The organism is Jeotgalicoccus nanhaiensis (assembly GCF_015235105.1).
GTDB lineage: Bacteria > Bacillota > Bacilli > Staphylococcales > Salinicoccaceae > Jeotgalicoccus > Jeotgalicoccus nanhaiensis.
In genome coordinates this window covers 33,609-51,069 of sequence record NZ_JADGLW010000006.1, presented here as the reverse complement: position 1 = coordinate 51,069, position 17,461 = coordinate 33,609, and the positions used below count along the sequence as shown (strand labels likewise).

General features: G+C 40.6%; 18 protein-coding genes. 12 read left to right on the top strand and 6 right to left on the bottom strand.

Annotated elements, in window-relative coordinates:
• Positions 1–68: 68 nt before the first annotated feature.
• The 3 genes from IR135_RS08660 to IR135_RS08650 all read right to left on the bottom strand — a co-directional run bounded on the left by IR135_RS08660 (position 69) and on the right by IR135_RS08650 (position 4,184).
• The gene (locus tag IR135_RS08660) at positions 69–1,301 is read right to left on the bottom strand and encodes a dicarboxylate/amino acid:cation symporter (RefSeq protein WP_135098615.1); all 1,233 of its coding nucleotides are present in this window, start codon (positions 1,299–1,301) and stop codon (positions 69–71) included.
• Positions 1,279–2,145 (bottom strand): prephenate dehydratase, encoded by an 867-nt coding sequence (locus IR135_RS08655; protein ID WP_135098613.1) that lies wholly within the window; start codon positions 2,143–2,145, stop codon positions 1,279–1,281. Before IR135_RS08655 ends, IR135_RS08660 begins: the two co-directional genes overlap by 23 nt.
• Before the next feature lie 320 nt (positions 2,146–2,465).
• Positions 2,466–4,184, bottom strand: coding sequence for an ABC transporter ATP-binding protein (locus tag IR135_RS08650; protein ID WP_135098611.1), 1,719 nt, complete (start codon positions 4,182–4,184; stop codon positions 2,466–2,468).
• Positions 4,185–4,344: 160 nt separating this feature from the next.
• On the opposite strand from IR135_RS08650, the gene IR135_RS08645 reads away from it, so the two are divergent.
• The 3 genes from IR135_RS08645 to pepT are packed head-to-tail and all read left to right on the top strand — an operon-like array spanning position 4,345 to position 7,165.
• A complete protein-coding gene (locus IR135_RS08645; protein ID WP_135098609.1) occupies positions 4,345–5,403 on the top strand; it encodes a D-alanine--D-alanine ligase family protein in 1,059 nt (352 codons plus the stop codon).
• Between the two features lie 16 nt (positions 5,404–5,419).
• Positions 5,420–5,926 carry a GNAT family N-acetyltransferase gene (locus IR135_RS08640; protein ID WP_135098607.1) on the top strand — a complete coding sequence of 169 codons (507 nt, stop codon included), beginning with the start codon at positions 5,420–5,422 and terminating at the stop codon, positions 5,924–5,926.
• An 18-nt stretch (positions 5,927–5,944) separates the two neighbouring features.
• The gene (gene pepT / locus IR135_RS08635) at positions 5,945–7,165 is read left to right on the top strand and encodes a peptidase T (protein ID WP_135098605.1); all 1,221 of its coding nucleotides are present in this window, start codon (positions 5,945–5,947) and stop codon (positions 7,163–7,165) included.
• A gap of 23 nt (positions 7,166–7,188) precedes the next feature.
• Here pepT and IR135_RS08630 read toward each other — a convergent pair whose 3' ends face one another.
• A complete protein-coding gene (locus IR135_RS08630) occupies positions 7,189–8,670 on the bottom strand; it encodes an MDR family MFS transporter (RefSeq protein ID WP_135098603.1) in 1,482 nt (493 codons plus the stop codon).
• A gap of 72 nt (positions 8,671–8,742) precedes the next feature.
• The gene (locus IR135_RS08625) at positions 8,743–8,919 is read right to left on the bottom strand and encodes a hypothetical protein (RefSeq protein ID WP_162842317.1); all 177 of its coding nucleotides are present in this window, start codon (positions 8,917–8,919) and stop codon (positions 8,743–8,745) included.
• A gap of 118 nt (positions 8,920–9,037) precedes the next feature.
• Here IR135_RS08625 and IR135_RS08620 point away from each other — a divergent pair, with 118 nt between their 5' ends.
• Positions 9,038–9,829: a class I SAM-dependent methyltransferase gene (locus IR135_RS08620; protein WP_135098601.1), complete on the top strand. Its 792-nt coding sequence runs from the start codon at positions 9,038–9,040 to the stop codon at positions 9,827–9,829.
• A 331-nt stretch (positions 9,830–10,160) separates the two neighbouring features.
• Positions 10,161–10,310, top strand: coding sequence for a hypothetical protein (locus tag IR135_RS08615; RefSeq protein ID WP_167753400.1), 150 nt, complete (start codon positions 10,161–10,163; stop codon positions 10,308–10,310).
• A 57-nt stretch (positions 10,311–10,367) separates the two neighbouring features.
• Here IR135_RS08615 and IR135_RS08610 read toward each other — a convergent pair whose 3' ends face one another.
• Positions 10,368–10,745: a VOC family protein gene (locus IR135_RS08610; protein WP_135098599.1), complete on the bottom strand. Its 378-nt coding sequence runs from the start codon at positions 10,743–10,745 to the stop codon at positions 10,368–10,370.
• A gap of 141 nt (positions 10,746–10,886) precedes the next feature.
• Here IR135_RS08610 and IR135_RS08605 point away from each other — a divergent pair, with 141 nt between their 5' ends.
• The 7 genes from IR135_RS08605 (at position 10,887) to IR135_RS08575 (ending at position 17,429) form a co-directional block, all read left to right on the top strand.
• Positions 10,887–11,624, top strand: a complete 738-nt coding sequence (locus IR135_RS08605; RefSeq protein WP_135098597.1) for a methionine ABC transporter ATP-binding protein — start codon at positions 10,887–10,889, stop codon at positions 11,622–11,624.
• On the top strand, positions 11,617–12,303 hold the full coding sequence (locus tag IR135_RS08600) for a methionine ABC transporter permease (RefSeq protein ID WP_135098596.1): 687 nt from the start codon (positions 11,617–11,619) through the stop codon (positions 12,301–12,303). Before IR135_RS08605 ends, IR135_RS08600 begins: the two co-directional genes overlap by 8 nt.
• Positions 12,304–12,317: 14 nt before the next feature.
• Complete coding sequence (locus IR135_RS08595) at positions 12,318–13,145, top strand: MetQ/NlpA family ABC transporter substrate-binding protein (RefSeq protein ID WP_135098594.1); 828 nt, start codon at positions 12,318–12,320, stop codon at positions 13,143–13,145.
• Positions 13,145–13,975, top strand: coding sequence for a MetQ/NlpA family ABC transporter substrate-binding protein (locus IR135_RS08590; protein WP_135098592.1), 831 nt, complete (start codon positions 13,145–13,147; stop codon positions 13,973–13,975). Before IR135_RS08595 ends, IR135_RS08590 begins: the two co-directional genes overlap by 1 nt.
• Positions 13,976–14,081: 106 nt before the next feature.
• Positions 14,082–15,038: an AAA family ATPase gene (locus tag IR135_RS08585; RefSeq protein ID WP_135098591.1), complete on the top strand. Its 957-nt coding sequence runs from the start codon at positions 14,082–14,084 to the stop codon at positions 15,036–15,038.
• A complete protein-coding gene (locus IR135_RS08580) occupies positions 15,028–16,236 on the top strand; it encodes a DUF58 domain-containing protein (protein ID WP_135098589.1) in 1,209 nt (402 codons plus the stop codon). The genes IR135_RS08585 and IR135_RS08580 overlap by 11 nt, the downstream gene beginning before the upstream one ends.
• The gene (locus IR135_RS08575; RefSeq protein ID WP_135098587.1) at positions 16,233–17,429 is read left to right on the top strand and encodes a DUF4129 domain-containing protein; all 1,197 of its coding nucleotides are present in this window, start codon (positions 16,233–16,235) and stop codon (positions 17,427–17,429) included. The genes IR135_RS08580 and IR135_RS08575 overlap by 4 nt, the downstream gene beginning before the upstream one ends.
• Positions 17,430–17,461: the final 32 nt, after the last annotated feature.

The following is a 17,461-nucleotide window of genomic DNA, read 5'->3' as shown; positions in this document are numbered from 1 at the left end:
CATCCGGAACGAGGTTGTTCCGGATGGTTTTTTTGTTGGAGAATCGGTTTATTGACCGGACGAAATGTTTAAGCTTTTACAGCAATGTTTCTCTTATTATCCCGGCGTCTTTCTGATTCATCTATCAAAACAGCAGCTGCTGCATCTCCTGTTATGTTCATCGTAGTGTAGGCCATATCGAGGATTCTGTATATCGCAGCGATAGGGCCCATAAGTTCAATCGGAAGACCGAGCAAGGTCAGGAACGATGCGCCAAGGACAATCCCGCCGCCTGGAATACCCGGTGCCGCCATATTAATTACTGTGGCGATGATGACAAGGTAAACAATCTGGCCGACACCTAATGGAATATTGTAAAAGTCGGAGACAAAAACAGCGAGCAGACTGAAAGATATTGCTCCGCCCGCCATATTTATCGTTGTTCCCAGAGGCACTACAAAATTTGTTATCGATTCGCTGACTTTAAAATCCTTTTTTGTCACTCTGATAGTAGTAGGCATCGTAACAGCAGAACTGGTTGTGGCCAGAGAAACGAGCCAGACCTTATAAATGCCTTTAAGGAATTGTACAGGTGTCAGTCCGGTGTATATCCAAATCGGCACCAGCATTACAAGAACGAAGGCGATAATACATGCTGCATATGCAGTCACGATGTAAAGCCCAAGAGCAGAGAAGATGCCCGCTCCGTATTCTGCCACGGCAAAAGCCATTAGTGAAATAATCCCGATTGGCGTCAGCTCCATAATGTAATTGAGCACTTTAAATATCACTGTCGAAAGACTGTTAATGAAGTTTTTTACAGGTTCTGCTTCTTTACCGACTGCGACAATAGCTATAGAAAAAATAACAGTGAAAATAATAGTCGCAAGTATGTCACCTTCAGTCAGAGCCATAAAAAGATTATCGGGAATAATATTCATAAAGAAATCTTCAACAGAAGGAGAAGTAACTTCTCCGTCATAGCCGCTTGTGCCGATATTAATGTGTTTCCCGGGTCTGACAATATATGAAATCAGAAGTCCGATCGCTGCTGTAGCAACGAACATTACTACGAATACAGAAACACTTTTAAAGCCGATTCTTCCCAGATCTTTACCGCTGCCGATATTAATAATACCTGTAGAAACCGCAACAAAAATAATAGGAATAATCATTGCCTGAATAATATTTAAATAAATACCGCCGATAAATTTAATTTTTATCGAAAACTCAGGCAGGAAAATACCAAGCAGTATACCGAGACCAAAAGCAATTGCGATTCTTGTAAATAAATGGTTTTTACCTGTCAGTATGTTCTTCATTCTGAATCACTCCTTCATACTCCGGAATGAGCCCTTTATCATAACTGCCGAGAATATTAATATACGACGTTTCTTTTGTCAGCACAGAGAGCGCAGCATCGAAATTCGGACGGTCTACATCGTTTTCTATATCGATAAAGAAACCGTAGGAGAATGGTTTGTTTTGTATCGGTCTGCTCATTAAATAGAGCAGGTTAATATTATATGTTTTAAAAATATCCAAAATACCGCTTAAAGAACCGGTGCTGTGATCGGATTCTATGTACAGTGATGTTTTTTCATGCAGAATTTTTTCGCTCAGTTCTTTTGTGAATATTAAAAAGCGCGTCGTATTAAGCGGATTATCACTAATATTTTCACGGACGATATTCATGCCGTACATTTCAGCGGCATGGCTGCCCGCAATACTTGCAATTGTTTCGTCCTCTGATTCTTTAACCATATGTACAGCACCTGCTGTATCGCTGAATTCCTTCACTTCAATATTTGGGTACCGGCTTAAATATGTGTAGCACTGTTCCAATGCTTCCGGATGAGAGTATACCTCAGTTATTTTATCGAGGGTAATTGGATTTTTGGAAATAAGTGCATGGTCTATTTTCACATATACTTCTTTAACTGCCTTTACATCCAGATATTTCATCAGATCTATTGTTCTTGTAATCGGTCCGCTTGTTGAGTTTTCAACAGGCAGCGCAATGTAATCCACTTCGTCGTTTAAAAGTGCTTCAACGAGCAGTTTAAACGTCATATAACCCTCCGCTGTATACTCTTCACTTCCGGCATATGCTGCGCATGCAAGTGTGCTGTAGCTGCCTTCTACGCCCTGATAACCAATTTTCATTTGAAACACTCCTTATTTTCAATATTAAAAAAGACCAGATTGGCTTCTGTTAACAGAAGTCCAATTGGCCTGGTAAAAGTAAATATAAAAAACCAGCCAATCAGATTTTTTCTAATGGCTGGTTTTCTGCATCATTAATTCAGCCATCATAGATCAGGTTTCGCCTGCATCCACGATGGAATACAGACGCTATCTAAAATAGCTGAAAAAGTCTTTATTTAATTGTGATATTTTTATTTCGGATAACATAAAAATCACTCTCATCAATTAAAGTTTTAATAATGTTAATTAGTCTAACAATTAAGAATTCTTTTGTCAATTTATATTTGGCTGAACTGAGCCTGATGAAGTCCTTTATATACACCGCGGTCGAGTGACAGGAGCTCTTCATGGGTGCCGCTTTCGGCGATGCCGTCTTTTGTTACGACCATAATACGGTCCGCATTTTTAATTGTTGCGAGACGATGGGCGATAACGAGTGTTGTACGTCCTTCGGCAAGACGGTTCAGTGCATCCTGAATATACATTTCCGTCGCTGTATCAAGTGCGCTGGTCGCTTCATCAAGAATTAAAATAGGCGGGTTCTTTAAGAACATGCGTGCAATCGCAATACGCTGTTTCTGCCCGCCTGACAGTTTAACGCCGCGCTCGCCGACGATTGTTTCAAGTCCGTCCCTGTAACTGTCGACAAGTTCTTTCAGCTGTGCTTTTCGAAGTGCATCGTAGACTTCCTCGTCTGTTGCATCGGGTTTGCCGTAAGCGACGTTTTCTTTCAGTGTGCCTGCAAATAAGAATACATCCTGCTGCACTGTGCCGATATTTTCCCGGAGTGAGGACAGCGTTAAATCTCTAATATCCGTGCCGTCAATCTGAATGCTGCCTTCCGACACATCATAGAAACGGGGAAGCAGCGAGCACAAGGTAGTTTTTCCGGCTCCGGAAGGGCCGACAAAAGCAATCGTTTCACCCGGAGAAATATTAAATGATATATCAGTCAGTACATTTTTTTCTTCGTATTTAAAAGTCACGTTGCTGTATTGAATATCACCTTTCACATTCGCCAGTTCAAGCGCATCTTCTTTTTCCTTAACATCGGGCTGTACCGCCATCGTATCGAGAAAATGTTTAAAGCCTGCAATACCGTTTGGATATAATTCAATGACGGCATTAATTTTCTCGAGTGGTTTAAACAGGACATTCGAAATTAAAATAAATGCTGCGAATTCACCGTAAGTCAGCTCTCCGCGCATAACGTAATAGGCACCTGCGATAAGGATGAAAACAGTGACCAGCCGCATCAGCATATAAGTGCTGGATGTGTTGAAAGACATAATTTTGTAGGCCTTTAACTTAGTGGCTCTGAAGCGGTCGTTGATTTTTTTAAATTCTTCAAGTTCCTGATCTTCATTTGCAAAAGCCTGAACCAAGCGGATGCCGCCGATTTTATCACCGATTAAGTGATTGAACTCGGATACGCGGCCAAACAGCTCACGGAAGGCGACAGTCATTTTTTTGTTAAAGTAAATTGCGATAACTAAAATTAACGGAACAATAATAAATGCGATAATTGCGAGTTCGGGATGGATGTAGTACATAATTCCGAAAGCGCCGAGCAGCGTCATAACCGCAATAAATAAATCTTCAGGTCCGTGGTGCGCCATTTCCCCGATGTTCATCAGATCATTTGTTAAGCGTGTTAACAGTTTCCCGGTCTTTGTATTATCAAAAAATCTAAACGATAACTTTTGTATATGTCCATACAAATCATTCCGGATATCACGCTCGATATTGGTTCCGAGCATATGTCCCCAGTATGTTACGATAAACTGCATCAATGTGTTAAACAGATAAATAAGCACTAATCCCAAAGCAGCGATTAATATCCACTGCCAGTTGCCGGTAGGCAGCAGTTCGTCTATGAACATGCTGACGATTACAGGAAATGCGAGTTCCAGCAAACCGACGATAACAGCAGATAGAAAATCAACTGTGAATAAGACTTTATAAGGTGCGTAATAAGATAAAAATTTCTTCACCATGCCCCATCCTTTTTTATGTAATATAAACAATTAAATTATACCACTATTAAATTTTTAAAGGTCGCGGTAAATAAAAAAACAATGTTATAAAAAATTAACTTCTAAAGCAAATTGGTGTAAAATCAAGTGTACAGAATAAACAGATTTGAGGGGCTTACATATGAAGAGAATAAACGTTGGTATTATATACGGCGGTAAATCGACAGAACACGAAGTATCAGTGCGTTCTGCGAAAAGTGTATTTGAAGCGCTGAATAAAGAAAAATATAATATCAGTCTGATTAATATTACCAAACAGGGTGAATGGCTCCTGGCAGCTGATAATAAAAAAATAAAACCGCTCGATAATGCAAATAGTAAGAAAATATCAGTTATACCGTCCGAGGGATTGACAGCTGACGGCCAACGGATTGAACTCGATGCAGTACTGCCGATTCTGCACGGCACAGCAGGTGAAGACGGCAGCATCCAGGGACTTCTCGAACTTGCTGAGCTTCCGTATGCAGGATGCAGTGTCCGCAGTTCAGCAGTATGTATGGACAAAGATATGACGAAAAGACTCCTTGAACTAAAAGGGATTAAAGTCGCACCGTCAATTGTACTGAACTACTATGAAAAAGACGGACATACATATGAGCAGGCACGTGAGCAGCTCGGTGTGCCGATGTTTGTCAAGCCGGTCAACCAGGGATCATCAGTCGGCGTGTCAAAAGTTTCGGATGAACCGTCATTTTATAAAGCGCTGGATTCGGCGTTCTCATTCGATACGAAAGTAATGATTGAAAGCGGCATCGAAGGACGTGAAATCGAAGTGTCTGTTCTCGGTAATGAAGAACTGTTCGTCTCGGTTCCCGGTGAGATTGTGTCGCAGACAGACTTTTATTCATACAGTTCAAAATATCTGGATGAAAACGGAGCGCTTTTAAATATCCCGGCGCAGCTGGAAGAAGAAGAAATGCAGCGGATTCAGCAGATTGCATACGATACTTTCAAGGTACTTGACTGTGAAGGTATGGCTAGGGTGGATGTGTTTTTAACTCCGGATGGAGAGGTTATCGTTAATGAAGTCAATACACTGCCCGGTTTTACAAGCATCAGCATGTATCCGAAGCTGCTCGAAGCTTCAGGGATTCCCTACAGCGAAACACTGGACAGGCTGATTGAACTGAGTCTTGAAAGATATGAACGCTCTGAAAGATTGAAAACAGATATTTCTTAAATAAGGAGATGAATGTATGATAATTCGTCTGGCAGTGCCGGAAGATGCGGCAGGTATTGCGAAAGTTCAGGTTGAAAGCTGGAATACTACTTATCCGGGTATAGTGCCAAAAAGCTACCTCGACAGTCTCGATGTAAAGAAGAGAGAGAAAATCTGGAAACAGGCTGCCGTAAATCAGCCGCTCTACGTCGCTAAACTGGATGATGAAATTGTCGGTTTTGCAATTGGCGGTGAAAACAGAGACAAGGATACATATCCGGGCTTCGACGGCGAATTATACGCGATCTACTCTTATGAGCACGTACACGGACGAGGGATAGGGCGTGCTTTGTTCGAACACACAGTACAAAATCTCGCAGCACGCGGCTACAAAAAAATGGTTGTTGCAGTCCTGTCGGAAAATCCTGCAGTGAATTTTTACAGGCATATGGGCGGATATTACCTTGGAAAAGAAACGATTACAATAGACGGTATATCCATAGAGGAATCATTTTACGGTTATGATGATATTAATAAAATATAAGAAGAGGGGATGAAGATAGTGAAAGAAGAATTAATCGAACGCTTATCAAGGTACGCAAAAATTGATACACAGTCCGATGCATCAAGCGGTACAGTACCATCAACTGACAAACAGTGGAATCTGCTGAGAGAACTCGAGACAGAACTTAATGCAATCGGCATGAGCGATGTTAATTTAGATGATAAAGGATATCTTTTTGCAACACTGCCTGCAAATGCTGAAAATAAAAAAACAATCGGTTTTTTAGCGCATGTAGACACCGCAACAGATTTTACGGGAACAAATGTTAAACCGCAGCTCGTAAAATATGAAGGCGGCAGTGTTGTTTTAAACGAAGCGCTTAATGTTGTACTGACACCGGAACAATTTCCGAATTTAAATAATTATCAGGGACATACATTGATGACTACAGATGGTACAACTCTGCTCGGTGCCGATAATAAGGCGGGTATCGCAGAAATAATAACAGCTGTGGAATACTTAATCGGTCATCCGGAAATAAAACATGGAACAGTAAAAGTCGGATTTACACCTGATGAAGAAATCGGCAGAGGACCGCATGACTTCGACGTTGAAAAATTCGATGCTGATTTTGCATATACTGTCGACGGCGGCCCGGTCGGTGAGCTGCAGTACGAAAGTTTTAATGCCGCAGGAGCAGCAGTAAAAGTAATTGGAAACAGTGTTCATCCAGGAACGGCGAAAAATAAAATGGTGAATGCTGTCCGTATTGCTGCGGATATAATTAGTTCTTTTGATGCTGCTGATACACCTGAAAAGACTGAAGGCTATGAGGGGTTCAATCACATATTAAACTTCAGCGGTGACGTAGAAACAGCGGAATTCAGTATGATTATCCGGGATTTTGATACATCAACATTTAAAGAACGCAAAGAAACAGTGGAACAGAAAATAGATGAATTCCGGGAAAAGTATCCGGAAGCAAAAATAGAACTGGAACTGAAAGATCAGTATTACAATATGAAAGAAGTTATCGAAGAAGATATGACAATTGTAAGCCTGGCTGAAGAAGCCATGAAATCTTTAGATATTGAACCTGTTATTGAGCCGGTTCGCGGCGGTACAGATGGTTCGCAGCTGTCTTATAAAGGATTGCCGGCACCAAATATTTTTACAGGCGGAGAAAACTTCCACGGCAAATTTGAATTTGCATCTATTGATGATATGGAAAAATCAGCGAAGACAATTATAAGAATTATCGAGCTTAACGCAAAATAAAAAGACAAAAAAATCAGCAGAGATTAATCTCTGCTGATTTTTTTCTTGTCTTCATTTATAGGGCGTGCTCTGGCAATCGATTTGCCGATTGTATCCGCTGAACTTGACTGCTTCAGGAAGAAGGCAGCGACAAGTGCGAGGAATAAGAAGCCTGTGCCGACGAGAAAGGCAAGGTTGATGCCTTCCAGTGTCGCCTGGTTAATCATCGCTTCTGTCGGGCTATCCATCTTGTTTACAGTAATATTTGTGTATGTCTGCATTACTGTTATCAGAAGCGCGATACCAATTGAACCGCTGACCTGGTTCAGCATGCTGTTGAGTGATGAACCGTGCGGAGTCAGATGCGCCGGCAGCGAGTTCATACCGTTGGTCATGACAGGTGTGTTGACCATTGTCATACCAAGTGCACGAATCATATAGATCGTTAATAAATACGTAAATGATGTATCTATTTCGAGACGGCTCAAAAAGAAAGTTGTGACAACAGCCAAAGCAAGGCCGGTAATTGCCATTGTTTTTGGACCGTACATATCAAACAATTTACCTGACACAGGACTCATGAATCCCATAATCAAAGCTCCCGGAAGCATTAAAAGACCGGTGTCGAGCGGACTTAATCCTTGAATATCCTGCATGAAAATAGGAATTAAGATCATTCCGGCAAATAGAGCCATGTTTGCTGCGCCGATAATCAGCGAAGCGATAGTATACATTGGATACTTGTATACTCTGAAGTCCAGCATTGGAAACTCTAATTTAAACTGTCTGATTACATAGAGCGTAATGCCGGCAATACCTAGGAGCAGAGGAATTAAAACGCTCGAACTGGCGAGACCGTTTTCTCCTGCAGAGCTTAACCCGTAAAGCACGCCCCCGAAACCGATAGTTGACAGAATGATAGACATAATATCTATATGGGCTTCGCGTTTCTGCTGAATTTCCGGCAGCTGCCAGAAACCGACGACGAGTACGATAATCAGCACTGGAATCATCATGTAGAACAGAACATGCCATGAGTAATTTTCAACTACGATACCCGATACAGTCGGTCCGATTGCCGGGGCGAAGAACATTACTAAACTGAATAGACCCATCGCAGTACCGCGTTTATCAGGCGGGAAACTGCTGATCATAATATTCATTAAAAGCGGCATGAGCATTGCTGAACCGGAAGCCTGTATCATCCGGCCGAGAATAAGAACGATAAAAGCAGGAGAGAATCCGGCGACGATTGTCCCGAGGAGAAACAGCGACATTGCGGTTAAGAACAATGTTCTGGCGCTGAATTTCTGCATCAGATACGCCGTGGTCGGTATAATAATACCGGAGACCAGCATATAGGATGTAGAAACCCATTGTACAGCTGAAGTTGAAATCCCGAAATCATTTTTGATTGCAGGAAGTGCGACGTTTAAAAAAGTGTTCGATAAGAACGAGATGAAAGCACCGGATAATAAGATGATAATTAATTTGTAATCCGGTTTTTTTTGAGATGTTTCAGACATTTATTTTCCCCTTTACCTTGAAATCAATTTAACTATTATACCCTATATTAAATATAATTTCACTAAAAAGATTTATCCGATACGATTATCAATCTGAATATAAACAAAGAAACCTATTGTTGCACCTAGTAATACGGAAATCGGCAGCGCATACGTATCAGGAATGGATGGTAAGAAAGTTTCAATAATCCAGTGGATTCCCAAAAAGCATAACGCCATAATAACGATAGAAACTAAAACACGCGTCATAATTATCCTCCTTATGAAAATAACTGTATCTTTAAATCTTAACAAACCTTAAGGTGGACATGTGAGTAAAATACCTTGATAATATAAAGTAATCAGTATTAGTGGAGGGAAACTTATTATGAAGACAAAATTTCATAATTATGCCGAGGAGTATTTTAAACACAGAAATGATATTCCGAGTGTATTTTTTGAAGAACTGGCTAAAAGAAATATTGAATTATCGGGAAGCAAAGTTGCAGATATCGGAGCCGGCCCCGGCTTCCTCAGTAAAGCGTTGAGCGGCTACGGAGCGATTGTAGATGCGGTTGAACCATCGGAAGAGTTTATAGAAATCGGCAAGAAATATGTCGGCAAAGATGACAGAATCAATTTTACAAAAGGCACTGCGGAGAAAACAGGTCTCGATGATGATACGTATGACATTGTTTTTGTGATGAGAGCATGGCAGTGGTTTGACAGCGACAAAGCAGCCAAAGAAGTCAGACGCATTTTAAAACCCGACGGCATTTTAATTGTGGCGGATATCGGCTTCAAAGTGGCCAATAAGATGATGAAAGAATCCATGAAAATTATTAAGAAAAGTTCCAAGCACGAAGAACTGAAACCAGCCGGTTCCAAAGAAGACTCAATTCAGATGATTAATGGTTTCCCTGTTGAATGGTTCAGTGACTGGCGTCATGAAAAACTGGATCTTGAAGAATTTTTCAAACACGAATATAAAGTTAAGTTTACAGACCAGGAATGGCTCGGCAGACTTGGTACTTCATCATGGCTTGTCAGCTTTAAACAGAAACGCATGGACAAGGCAATGGAAAAGATAGCAGAACTGCTTGATACAATGGATGATGAGAAAAAACATAAGGTGCCTCACGTGCTGAATGTTGCAATATTAAAAAATAAACATAAGTAATATAAATGAAAAAAGAGCGATTATTTCGCTCTTTTTTGTTTTTTTACACTTTTTCTGAAAGCGATTCAATACATAATTTCTGAATGAAAACGATAACAAGACGGGTTAATATACGAAAAGATGAATAATTTAATAAATGTATAAATACTTAAGAAATTATATTACAAATATTATAAAATATAAATGAATTAACTAAAAATTAATAATACATTTACTTTGATAAAACCATCACATAAACTTTGAGAAACCTTGATATATATGGTATTATTAAGTTACATAAAAGAGGTACAGAGAAATACTCTAATATATAATTTCAAATAGGAGGAAGAAAATGATTATATCTGATAAACTTACAGCAGAAGTTCGTATGCAGGAGTATAAAGAAATTGCGTATAATAATTCGATTTTGACAGAGAAGAAAAGTGACGAAAGAATTAAGCGTCCATTTTTAAGCAAATTAATCAGTGCTTTGTCTCTGTAATAGTTAATATATAAATAAGATGCCATTCCTGAAGAGAGAGGAATGGCTTTTTTGTGTTTAAATTAAATTTAATTGCCACGAAACACCAAACTGGTCCTGAATCCACGCATAGCGCCTGCTCATATTATAATCATCAAGCGGAATATGAATAGCACCATTTTTCTTAAGTTTTCTGTACAGCAGTTCTATTTCATTTAAATCTTCACACTCAATATAAACAGACATACTCGGTGTAAAGGTGAATTCCGATGGAACCTCGGAATCACGGAGCATCAGATGCATATTGCCTATACGTATAATGGCCTGCTGTATTTTATTTGAATCAGGATAATTCACCAGCTGAATGATATCAAACTGATGGAACACCTCTTTATAGTATTCCAGTGCTTCAAAAGCACGTCCTTCAAATGTCAGAAAGGGCATTGCTGCCTTCATTCTATTTTCCCCCTTTACAACTGATATAGTATTGTTTACAATTTTATGAGAACAGACTGATACAGTTTGAAACTGTTACATATGTTATCTGTCTATATTATAACAGTTTACTGCAGTTGTAATTTGTGAAGGAGGCTTTAAATGATTGAGTTAAATGGTGTTGTTAAACAGTATCAGGGCCGTGATGGACCTTTCAATGCCTTGAATGATATATCTGTTCATATAAAAAAAAGTGAAAAATTCGGTATTATCGGTGAAAGCGGATCCGGCAAGTCGACGCTGCTCCGGATGATTAATGCTCTTGAAACACCAGATGAGGGAACAGTGACCGTGGACGGTGATAATGTCGGCAGCCTGTCACCAAAACAGTTAAGAAAATACCGTAAAAAAATCGGCATGATTTTTCAGCAATTCAATTTGCTGAACAATAAAACAGTGCTCGAAAACATTACTCTGCCTTTAAAGCTTCACAAGTTTGAATCGGCTCTTGATATAGAAGAAGTACTTTCTTTCGTCGGTTTAAGCGGCAAAAAAGATAACTACCCGGGACAGCTGTCGGGCGGTCAGAAACAGCGTGTCGGTATAGCCCGGGCTTTAATCACTAATCCGAAAATACTGCTCTGCGATGAACCGACCAGCGCCCTGGATGAAAAAACTACTGACGAAATTGTCAGTGTACTGAGAAGGGCACATGAAGTATACGGCATGACTATCGTCGTCGTGACCCATGAATTAAATGTGATTAAACAATTATGCGACCGGACACTCGTGCTTGAAGAAGGAAATATTATCGATACGATCGATATAAAACAGACCTCTCATGTACTTTCCGATGCCTCGTATTACGACCGTATAGTAGAGGTGTTAAAAAATGAGTGAGATGATTACTGTCTACTTTGAACGTGTTGCTGAATACTGGCCGAATCTCCTGACGAGTTTAAATGAAACAGGGATTATGATGGGTTTTGCGATGGCTGCGGCTATTGTTCTCGGACTGCCGCTCGGAACCCTGCTTTACTTAACCGATGAAGATAAACCGTTACAGAACAAATTTATATACCATACGGCGAACGTTGTGGTAAATATCGTCCGTTCATTTCCTTTTCTGCTGCTTGTTATTGCGATGCAGCCGCTGATAAGGGAAGTATACGGCCGGGCTACCGGAGATCCCGTTGCTGCATCGTTTCCGCTGATGGTTATTGCGATTGCACTGTACGCGCGTTTTGTGCAGCAGTCTCTCTTAGATGTGCCAAAAGGTGTTGTTGAAACAGCTCAGGCACTCGGTGCTTCAATACCGCAGCTGGTTTACCGCTTTCTATTCGTCGAGGCGAGAAGCTCTTTAATTATCGGTTTCTCCACTGCATTCGTAAGTTTTATCTCGTACTCGACTATTATGGGTGTCGTTGGAGGCGGAGGAATCGGTGATTTCGCCATCCGTTACGGCTATCAGCGGTATGAAACAGATATTATGTACACTGCAATTGTCGTTATTATTATTTTTGTGCAGATTGCGCAGTGGTTCGGTTTGTGGCTGGCAAGGAAAATTGATAAAAGATAAAAGGGGATTAAATTATGAACAGAAAATATTGGCTGTTTAGTATTTTAAGTATTTTCGTATTAGTGCTGGCAGCTTGCGGCAGCGAGGAAGAAAATGCCGGGGAAGATAATGAAATTACAGTTGTTGCACAGACGACGCCGATGACGGATGTTGTTGAAATAGCTGCGGAAGCAATTGAAGAACCCTACACGGTTAAACTGGTTGAAGTAGCTGACAATATACAGTACAACGAAGCGGTGTTTAACGATGAAGCTGATGCAAGTTTTGCACAGCATGAACCATTTATGGAACAGTTTAATGCAGAAAGCGATGCGGATTTAGTGGCGATGGAGCAAATCTATAACGCAATTGTCGGTTTCTACTCCCCGGTATACGATTCAATCAATGAACTGGAAGACGGTGCCGAAGTTTCAATTCCAAGCGATCCGACAAACGAAGCGCGTGCACTCATGATTCTCGATGATGCAGATATTATTACACTGGCTGATGGTGTTACATACGAAGCTTCCGTAGATGATATTGAAGAAAACCCAAAAAATCTTGAATTTACGCATATCGATTTGCTGAACTTAAACTCATCTTATGAAGACGGCATTCCACTGGTCTTTAACTATCCGACCTATATTGAGCCGCTCGGACTGACGCCGAGTGATGCGGTGCTGCTTGAAGATGATGATGAAAACACTTTTGCCCTCCGTGTTGTCGCACGCGAAGGTAATGAAGATTCTGATAAAATCAAAGCTTTAAACAAAGCTTTCACATCTGAGGAAGTATATGATTTCCTGGATGAACTTGCAGAGAAAGGACACCTCGAACCTGCATTCGAGCCTGGTGAAGAATGATGAAAAAATTATTTCCTTTATTTCTTGTGATGATGCTGCTTGCAGCCTGCGGCAATGATGAAGAAGAAAGTGCAGCATCTGAAAATGATACGCATATTGTTATCGCTTCTCAATCTGAACCGCTGACCTCTATGGTTGAAGTTGCAGCTGAAGTGATTGAAGAACCTTACACGATGGAACTTCTGCCTGTAAACGATAATATTCAATACAATGAAGCGACATTTAATGATGAAGTCGACGGCAGCTTATCCCAGCACGAACTCTATATGGAAGGCTTTAATGAAGAAGCGGGAGCCGATCTTGTTGCAATTCAGCCCGCTTATATTTCCAATGTCGGTTTTTATTCGCCGGTGTATGATTCAATTGATGAAATAGAAGCGGGAGCGGAAGTCGCAATTCCGAGTGACCCGCCGAACGAAGCTCGGGCACTGCTGATTTTAGACAGTGCAGGACTGATTACACTCGATGAAGATACAGGCATTGATGCTGCAGTGTCTGATATTGTTGAGAACCCGAAAGACCTTCAATTCACACCGGTTGATTTGTTTAACTTAACAGCAGCCTATGAAGATGGTGTGGAACTTGTGTTTGAACACCCGAATTTAATTGCGAATATCGGACTTTATCCGAAAGATGCCATTTTACTTGAAGATGAAGATGAAAAAAGATTTGCCTTCCAGCTGGTAACGCGCGAAGGCAAAGCAGACAGTCCGAAAATGCAGGCGGCAAAACGCGCGCTCGCATCTCAGGAAGTTTACGACCTGTTAATGGAAGAAGCTGAACATGAGATGTTTACACCGGCGTTTGAACCTGGTCAGCCTGCAGAATAATTTTTAATGAAAGTACCGAGTTTGACCTCCCTTACTCGGTGCTTTTTTATTTTGTTTAAATATTGCTATAATTAAGAAAACGTATACAAAATAAGGGGGATTTTGAATGTCAGCAGTAAAAAAGCTTGCGCAGTTTAAAGAAGAAATAGGAAAGGTGATTATCGGACAGGATAAAGTACTTGAGCTGGTATTTATCAGCTTGATTCAGGAAGGTCATATATTATTCGACAGCGTGCCGGGAACGGGGAAAACGGTATTGTCAAAAGCTGTGGCTGCCGCTGTGGACGGGGAATTCTCGCGTATCCAGTTTACACCGGATGTGCTGCCGACGGATATTACCGGCATGAATATGTATAATCCGAAGACCCAGAGTTTTAATTTGAGGATGGGGCCCGTCAAAACAAACATCTTACTTGCTGACGAAATCAACAGGGCGACACCGAGAACGCAGTCGGCGCTCCTTGAGGTGATGGAAGAACGTCAGGTCACAATAGACGGAGAACGCGTAGAGCTCGATAATTTATTTATCGTGCTGGCAACTCAGAATCCGATTGAATCGAGGCAGGGCACATTCGAACTGCCGGAAGCGCAGATGGACAGGTTTTTAATGAAGATTTCACTTAGCTATCCAGGTCGGAGTGAAGAATTGAAAATGCTCGATATGCATAGAAATAAAAATAAGATTGAAATTAATCCGGTGTTTACACAAGAAGAGATTGTGACGCTCAGAAAACAGGCGTCTGAAATTCGTATTAATGATACGGTCAAAGAATACATAATAGATCTAGTCGGCAAGACGCGAAATCACAAATTTACAGAACTTGGTGTTTCGCCGAGGGGGAGCCTTGGTTTAATACGCGCAGCGATGGGCGTGGCCCTGATTAATAACAGAGATTATGTCACGCCTGAAGATGTGAAATATATTGCGCCGTATGTGCTGGCTCATAGAATAGTGCTCAATATAGAAGGGATGACACTTACGACAGGAGAGGCGCTTATACAGGATATTTTAAATGAAACAGCTGTGCCTGTTGAATTTGGAGTGAGCCGTGATGAGGTATAAGTACGACTATAGCGAGACACAGATCGCTTCGCTGTTTACAGTAATCGCATCTGTACTGATTATTTTTGATATTTTTTATGCGGCGACCTTAAATATTTACTTCGTTTTTATTCTTGGTGTTCTGCTGTCAGCCATGGGGTTGAACAGATTTTATGAAAGAAATGTTATGAAACATCTTCATGTTGACATTATTAATGATGAAGTCAGGCATTATAAAGGTGAATCCGGTGTGCTGAAGATCCGGATTGCACAAAAGGGTATCATGCCGATTTTAAGTGCCGAGCTCACAGTTACTGCCGGCAACGATATTAAGTTTTTCAGCGACCAGGCACTGAAAATCCGTCAGCAGACAGAAACAACTGCGATATTTACAGTACTGTCTAAAAGTGAAACAGTTATAGAAATACCGTACACTGCAGCAAAACGCGGCGTGAGCTACATCGTTGACAGCCGTATAAGCATTCCCAGGATATTCGGTTTTGGTCATATGGATTTAAGACAGATAGGTTCTGCGAAACATGAAATCATGATATACCCGGATAAGTTTGCTGTTCATAATGAACCGATTAAATTCAAAATTGCTCAAGGGTTATTTAAAAATAATGAATCTCTGTATAATGATCCGCTGTTAACGCTCGGCAACAGAGAGTACATGGAGATGGATTCATTCAGAGATATTAACTGGAAGCAGTCAGCAAGAATGGGAGAACTACAATCTAAAATTTATGAAAAGACAACTTATACCGAATGGCTGATACTTGTTAACCTGCGCTCCGAATCAGTATTCGCACCTCCTGAGAATATCGAAAGAATATTTGAGAAGCTGAGTTTTCTAACTGGAGAGATCGCTAAAGAAGAAATTACTTACAGTCTCATTGCAAATATGAAAACTTTTGATAAAGGCAGCTATTTCAGAATCGATGAACTGAATGGGCTCCGGAGTTACAGACCGGTGCTGGAAGCACTCTCGAAAATTAAAACAGTAACATTCACGATAGCTTTCGAAAGATTTTTAAACCACGTGAGACTGTATGAAAAGGTGCCAACCCACATAATTTTTACAGGAGAAACGGATGCACTAATCGACAGAGAACTCGAATACTTTTTACACAGGGGCATTACGATATATCAACTGAATGACAAGGGGCTTGAAAGATACGGGAAAAATACCGGGACGGTTAAGGCGGTGAGCAGATGAATAAAATGAAATACCACTCGATGTTTATCTTTTACTACACCGTGGAAATGTTTGTGCCGCTGTTTATTGGAATATTAATTAATATTCATAATACAGCAGCACATGAATCTCACCTGCTTCCTTTAGTCAGCATACTTTCCCTCCTGCTTGTAATGAGTCATTTTATTGCGGGAAAGTGGCAGTTATCCTATATTTACTTTCTTGTGCCGCTTGGAATTATTCTGTTAATGCTCACAGGTTCTTATTGGCTGACAGCGTTTTTAATTGTCGGTTTTTCAGTGTGGACTCTCGAACAGATGCACGACAATATTAATAATCACTATAACAATCTGATGCTGGTAATTATGCTTTTGCTGCTGCTTGTTATTAATCTGATTCCTTCAGATATTATAACTATGCATTACCAGCTGCTTCATTTCATTGCTGCAGGCATGTTTGTCTTTTATTTTTTAGGGAGAATAATTATGCTGATGGCAGGCAGCAGTTACAGAACGGGGTCCCGCCTCCGGGTATTAGTAATGTCATCTCTCGTACTGCTTGGATCAGCAGCTTTATTTACTGCTGTGTATAACTATATTGTATTGGGTATACAGACACTATTTATTTTTATGCTTAACGGATTTGTAATGATGCTGAGACCGTTCTTCTCGTTTTTAGAGACAGTGGAGTTTAAATTTCCTGAAATGGAACAGGAACAAATGGAAGTTAATGATGAAGGAGATGCGGTGGAGGAGTCTTTTGAAGGGACTGCCGCAATCAGCGATGTGCCGGTAATGACTATATTACTTGTATTGGCAGCTGCTTGTATCGCTGTTTTTCTTTTTATGTACTTTAGAAAACGAAGCCTGCCTGAAAAAGAAAATAGAGCGGTGCAGACCTACAAAACAGCTGTGACAGATAATATACCTGAAGAAAAAAGAACTGAGAGTGTATCTCAGCCGGACAGCAGAGTCAGAAAGCAATATTATGCTTTTGAGAAGTGGCTGGCTAAAAAAGAACTTGGAAGATATCACGGTGAAACTGTCAGTGAATGGGCAGAAAGAATGAATATAAGGAGTGAAAGCAACAAAGAAATGATTGACCTTTATAAGAAATACCGGTACGACAGCCAGGAGTTAACGGCAGAGGAATTTAATGAATTTAAGATAATGATTAAAAATCTTAAGCGGATACTGGATGATAAAAACAATTAATTCGGAAAATTCGGATGATGGAAACGTAATCA

What these genes read in the sequence shown, in the direction of transcription:
- IR135_RS08660 (WP_135098615.1), bottom strand. Translation starts at nt 1,301, where the DNA reads ATGAAGAACATACTGACAGGTAAAAACCATTTATTTACAAGAATCGCA.
- IR135_RS08655 (WP_135098613.1), bottom strand. Translation starts at nt 2,145, where the DNA reads ATGAAAATTGGTTATCAGGGCGTAGAAGGCAGCTACAGCACACTTGCA.
- IR135_RS08650 (WP_135098611.1), bottom strand. Translation starts at nt 4,184, where the DNA reads ATGGTGAAGAAATTTTTATCTTATTACGCACCTTATAAAGTCTTATTC.
- IR135_RS08645 (WP_135098609.1), top strand. Translation starts at nt 4,345, where the DNA reads ATGAAGAGAATAAACGTTGGTATTATATACGGCGGTAAATCGACAGAA.
- IR135_RS08640 (WP_135098607.1), top strand. Translation starts at nt 5,420, where the DNA reads ATGATAATTCGTCTGGCAGTGCCGGAAGATGCGGCAGGTATTGCGAAA.
- IR135_RS08630 (WP_135098603.1), bottom strand. Translation starts at nt 8,670, where the DNA reads ATGTCTGAAACATCTCAAAAAAAACCGGATTACAAATTAATTATCATC.
- IR135_RS08625 (WP_162842317.1), bottom strand. Translation starts at nt 8,919, where the DNA reads ATGACGCGTGTTTTAGTTTCTATCGTTATTATGGCGTTATGCTTTTTG.
- IR135_RS08620 (WP_135098601.1), top strand. Translation starts at nt 9,038, where the DNA reads ATGAAGACAAAATTTCATAATTATGCCGAGGAGTATTTTAAACACAGA.
- IR135_RS08615 (WP_167753400.1), top strand. Translation starts at nt 10,161, where the DNA reads ATGATTATATCTGATAAACTTACAGCAGAAGTTCGTATGCAGGAGTAT.
- IR135_RS08610 (WP_135098599.1), bottom strand. Translation starts at nt 10,745, where the DNA reads ATGAAGGCAGCAATGCCCTTTCTGACATTTGAAGGACGTGCTTTTGAA.
- IR135_RS08605 (WP_135098597.1), top strand. Translation starts at nt 10,887, where the DNA reads ATGATTGAGTTAAATGGTGTTGTTAAACAGTATCAGGGCCGTGATGGA.
- IR135_RS08600 (WP_135098596.1), top strand. Translation starts at nt 11,617, where the DNA reads ATGAGTGAGATGATTACTGTCTACTTTGAACGTGTTGCTGAATACTGG.
- IR135_RS08595 (WP_135098594.1), top strand. Translation starts at nt 12,318, where the DNA reads ATGAACAGAAAATATTGGCTGTTTAGTATTTTAAGTATTTTCGTATTA.
- IR135_RS08590 (WP_135098592.1), top strand. Translation starts at nt 13,145, where the DNA reads ATGAAAAAATTATTTCCTTTATTTCTTGTGATGATGCTGCTTGCAGCC.
- IR135_RS08585 (WP_135098591.1), top strand. Translation starts at nt 14,082, where the DNA reads ATGTCAGCAGTAAAAAAGCTTGCGCAGTTTAAAGAAGAAATAGGAAAG.
- IR135_RS08580 (WP_135098589.1), top strand. Translation starts at nt 15,028, where the DNA reads ATGAGGTATAAGTACGACTATAGCGAGACACAGATCGCTTCGCTGTTT.
- IR135_RS08575 (WP_135098587.1), top strand. Translation starts at nt 16,233, where the DNA reads ATGAATAAAATGAAATACCACTCGATGTTTATCTTTTACTACACCGTG.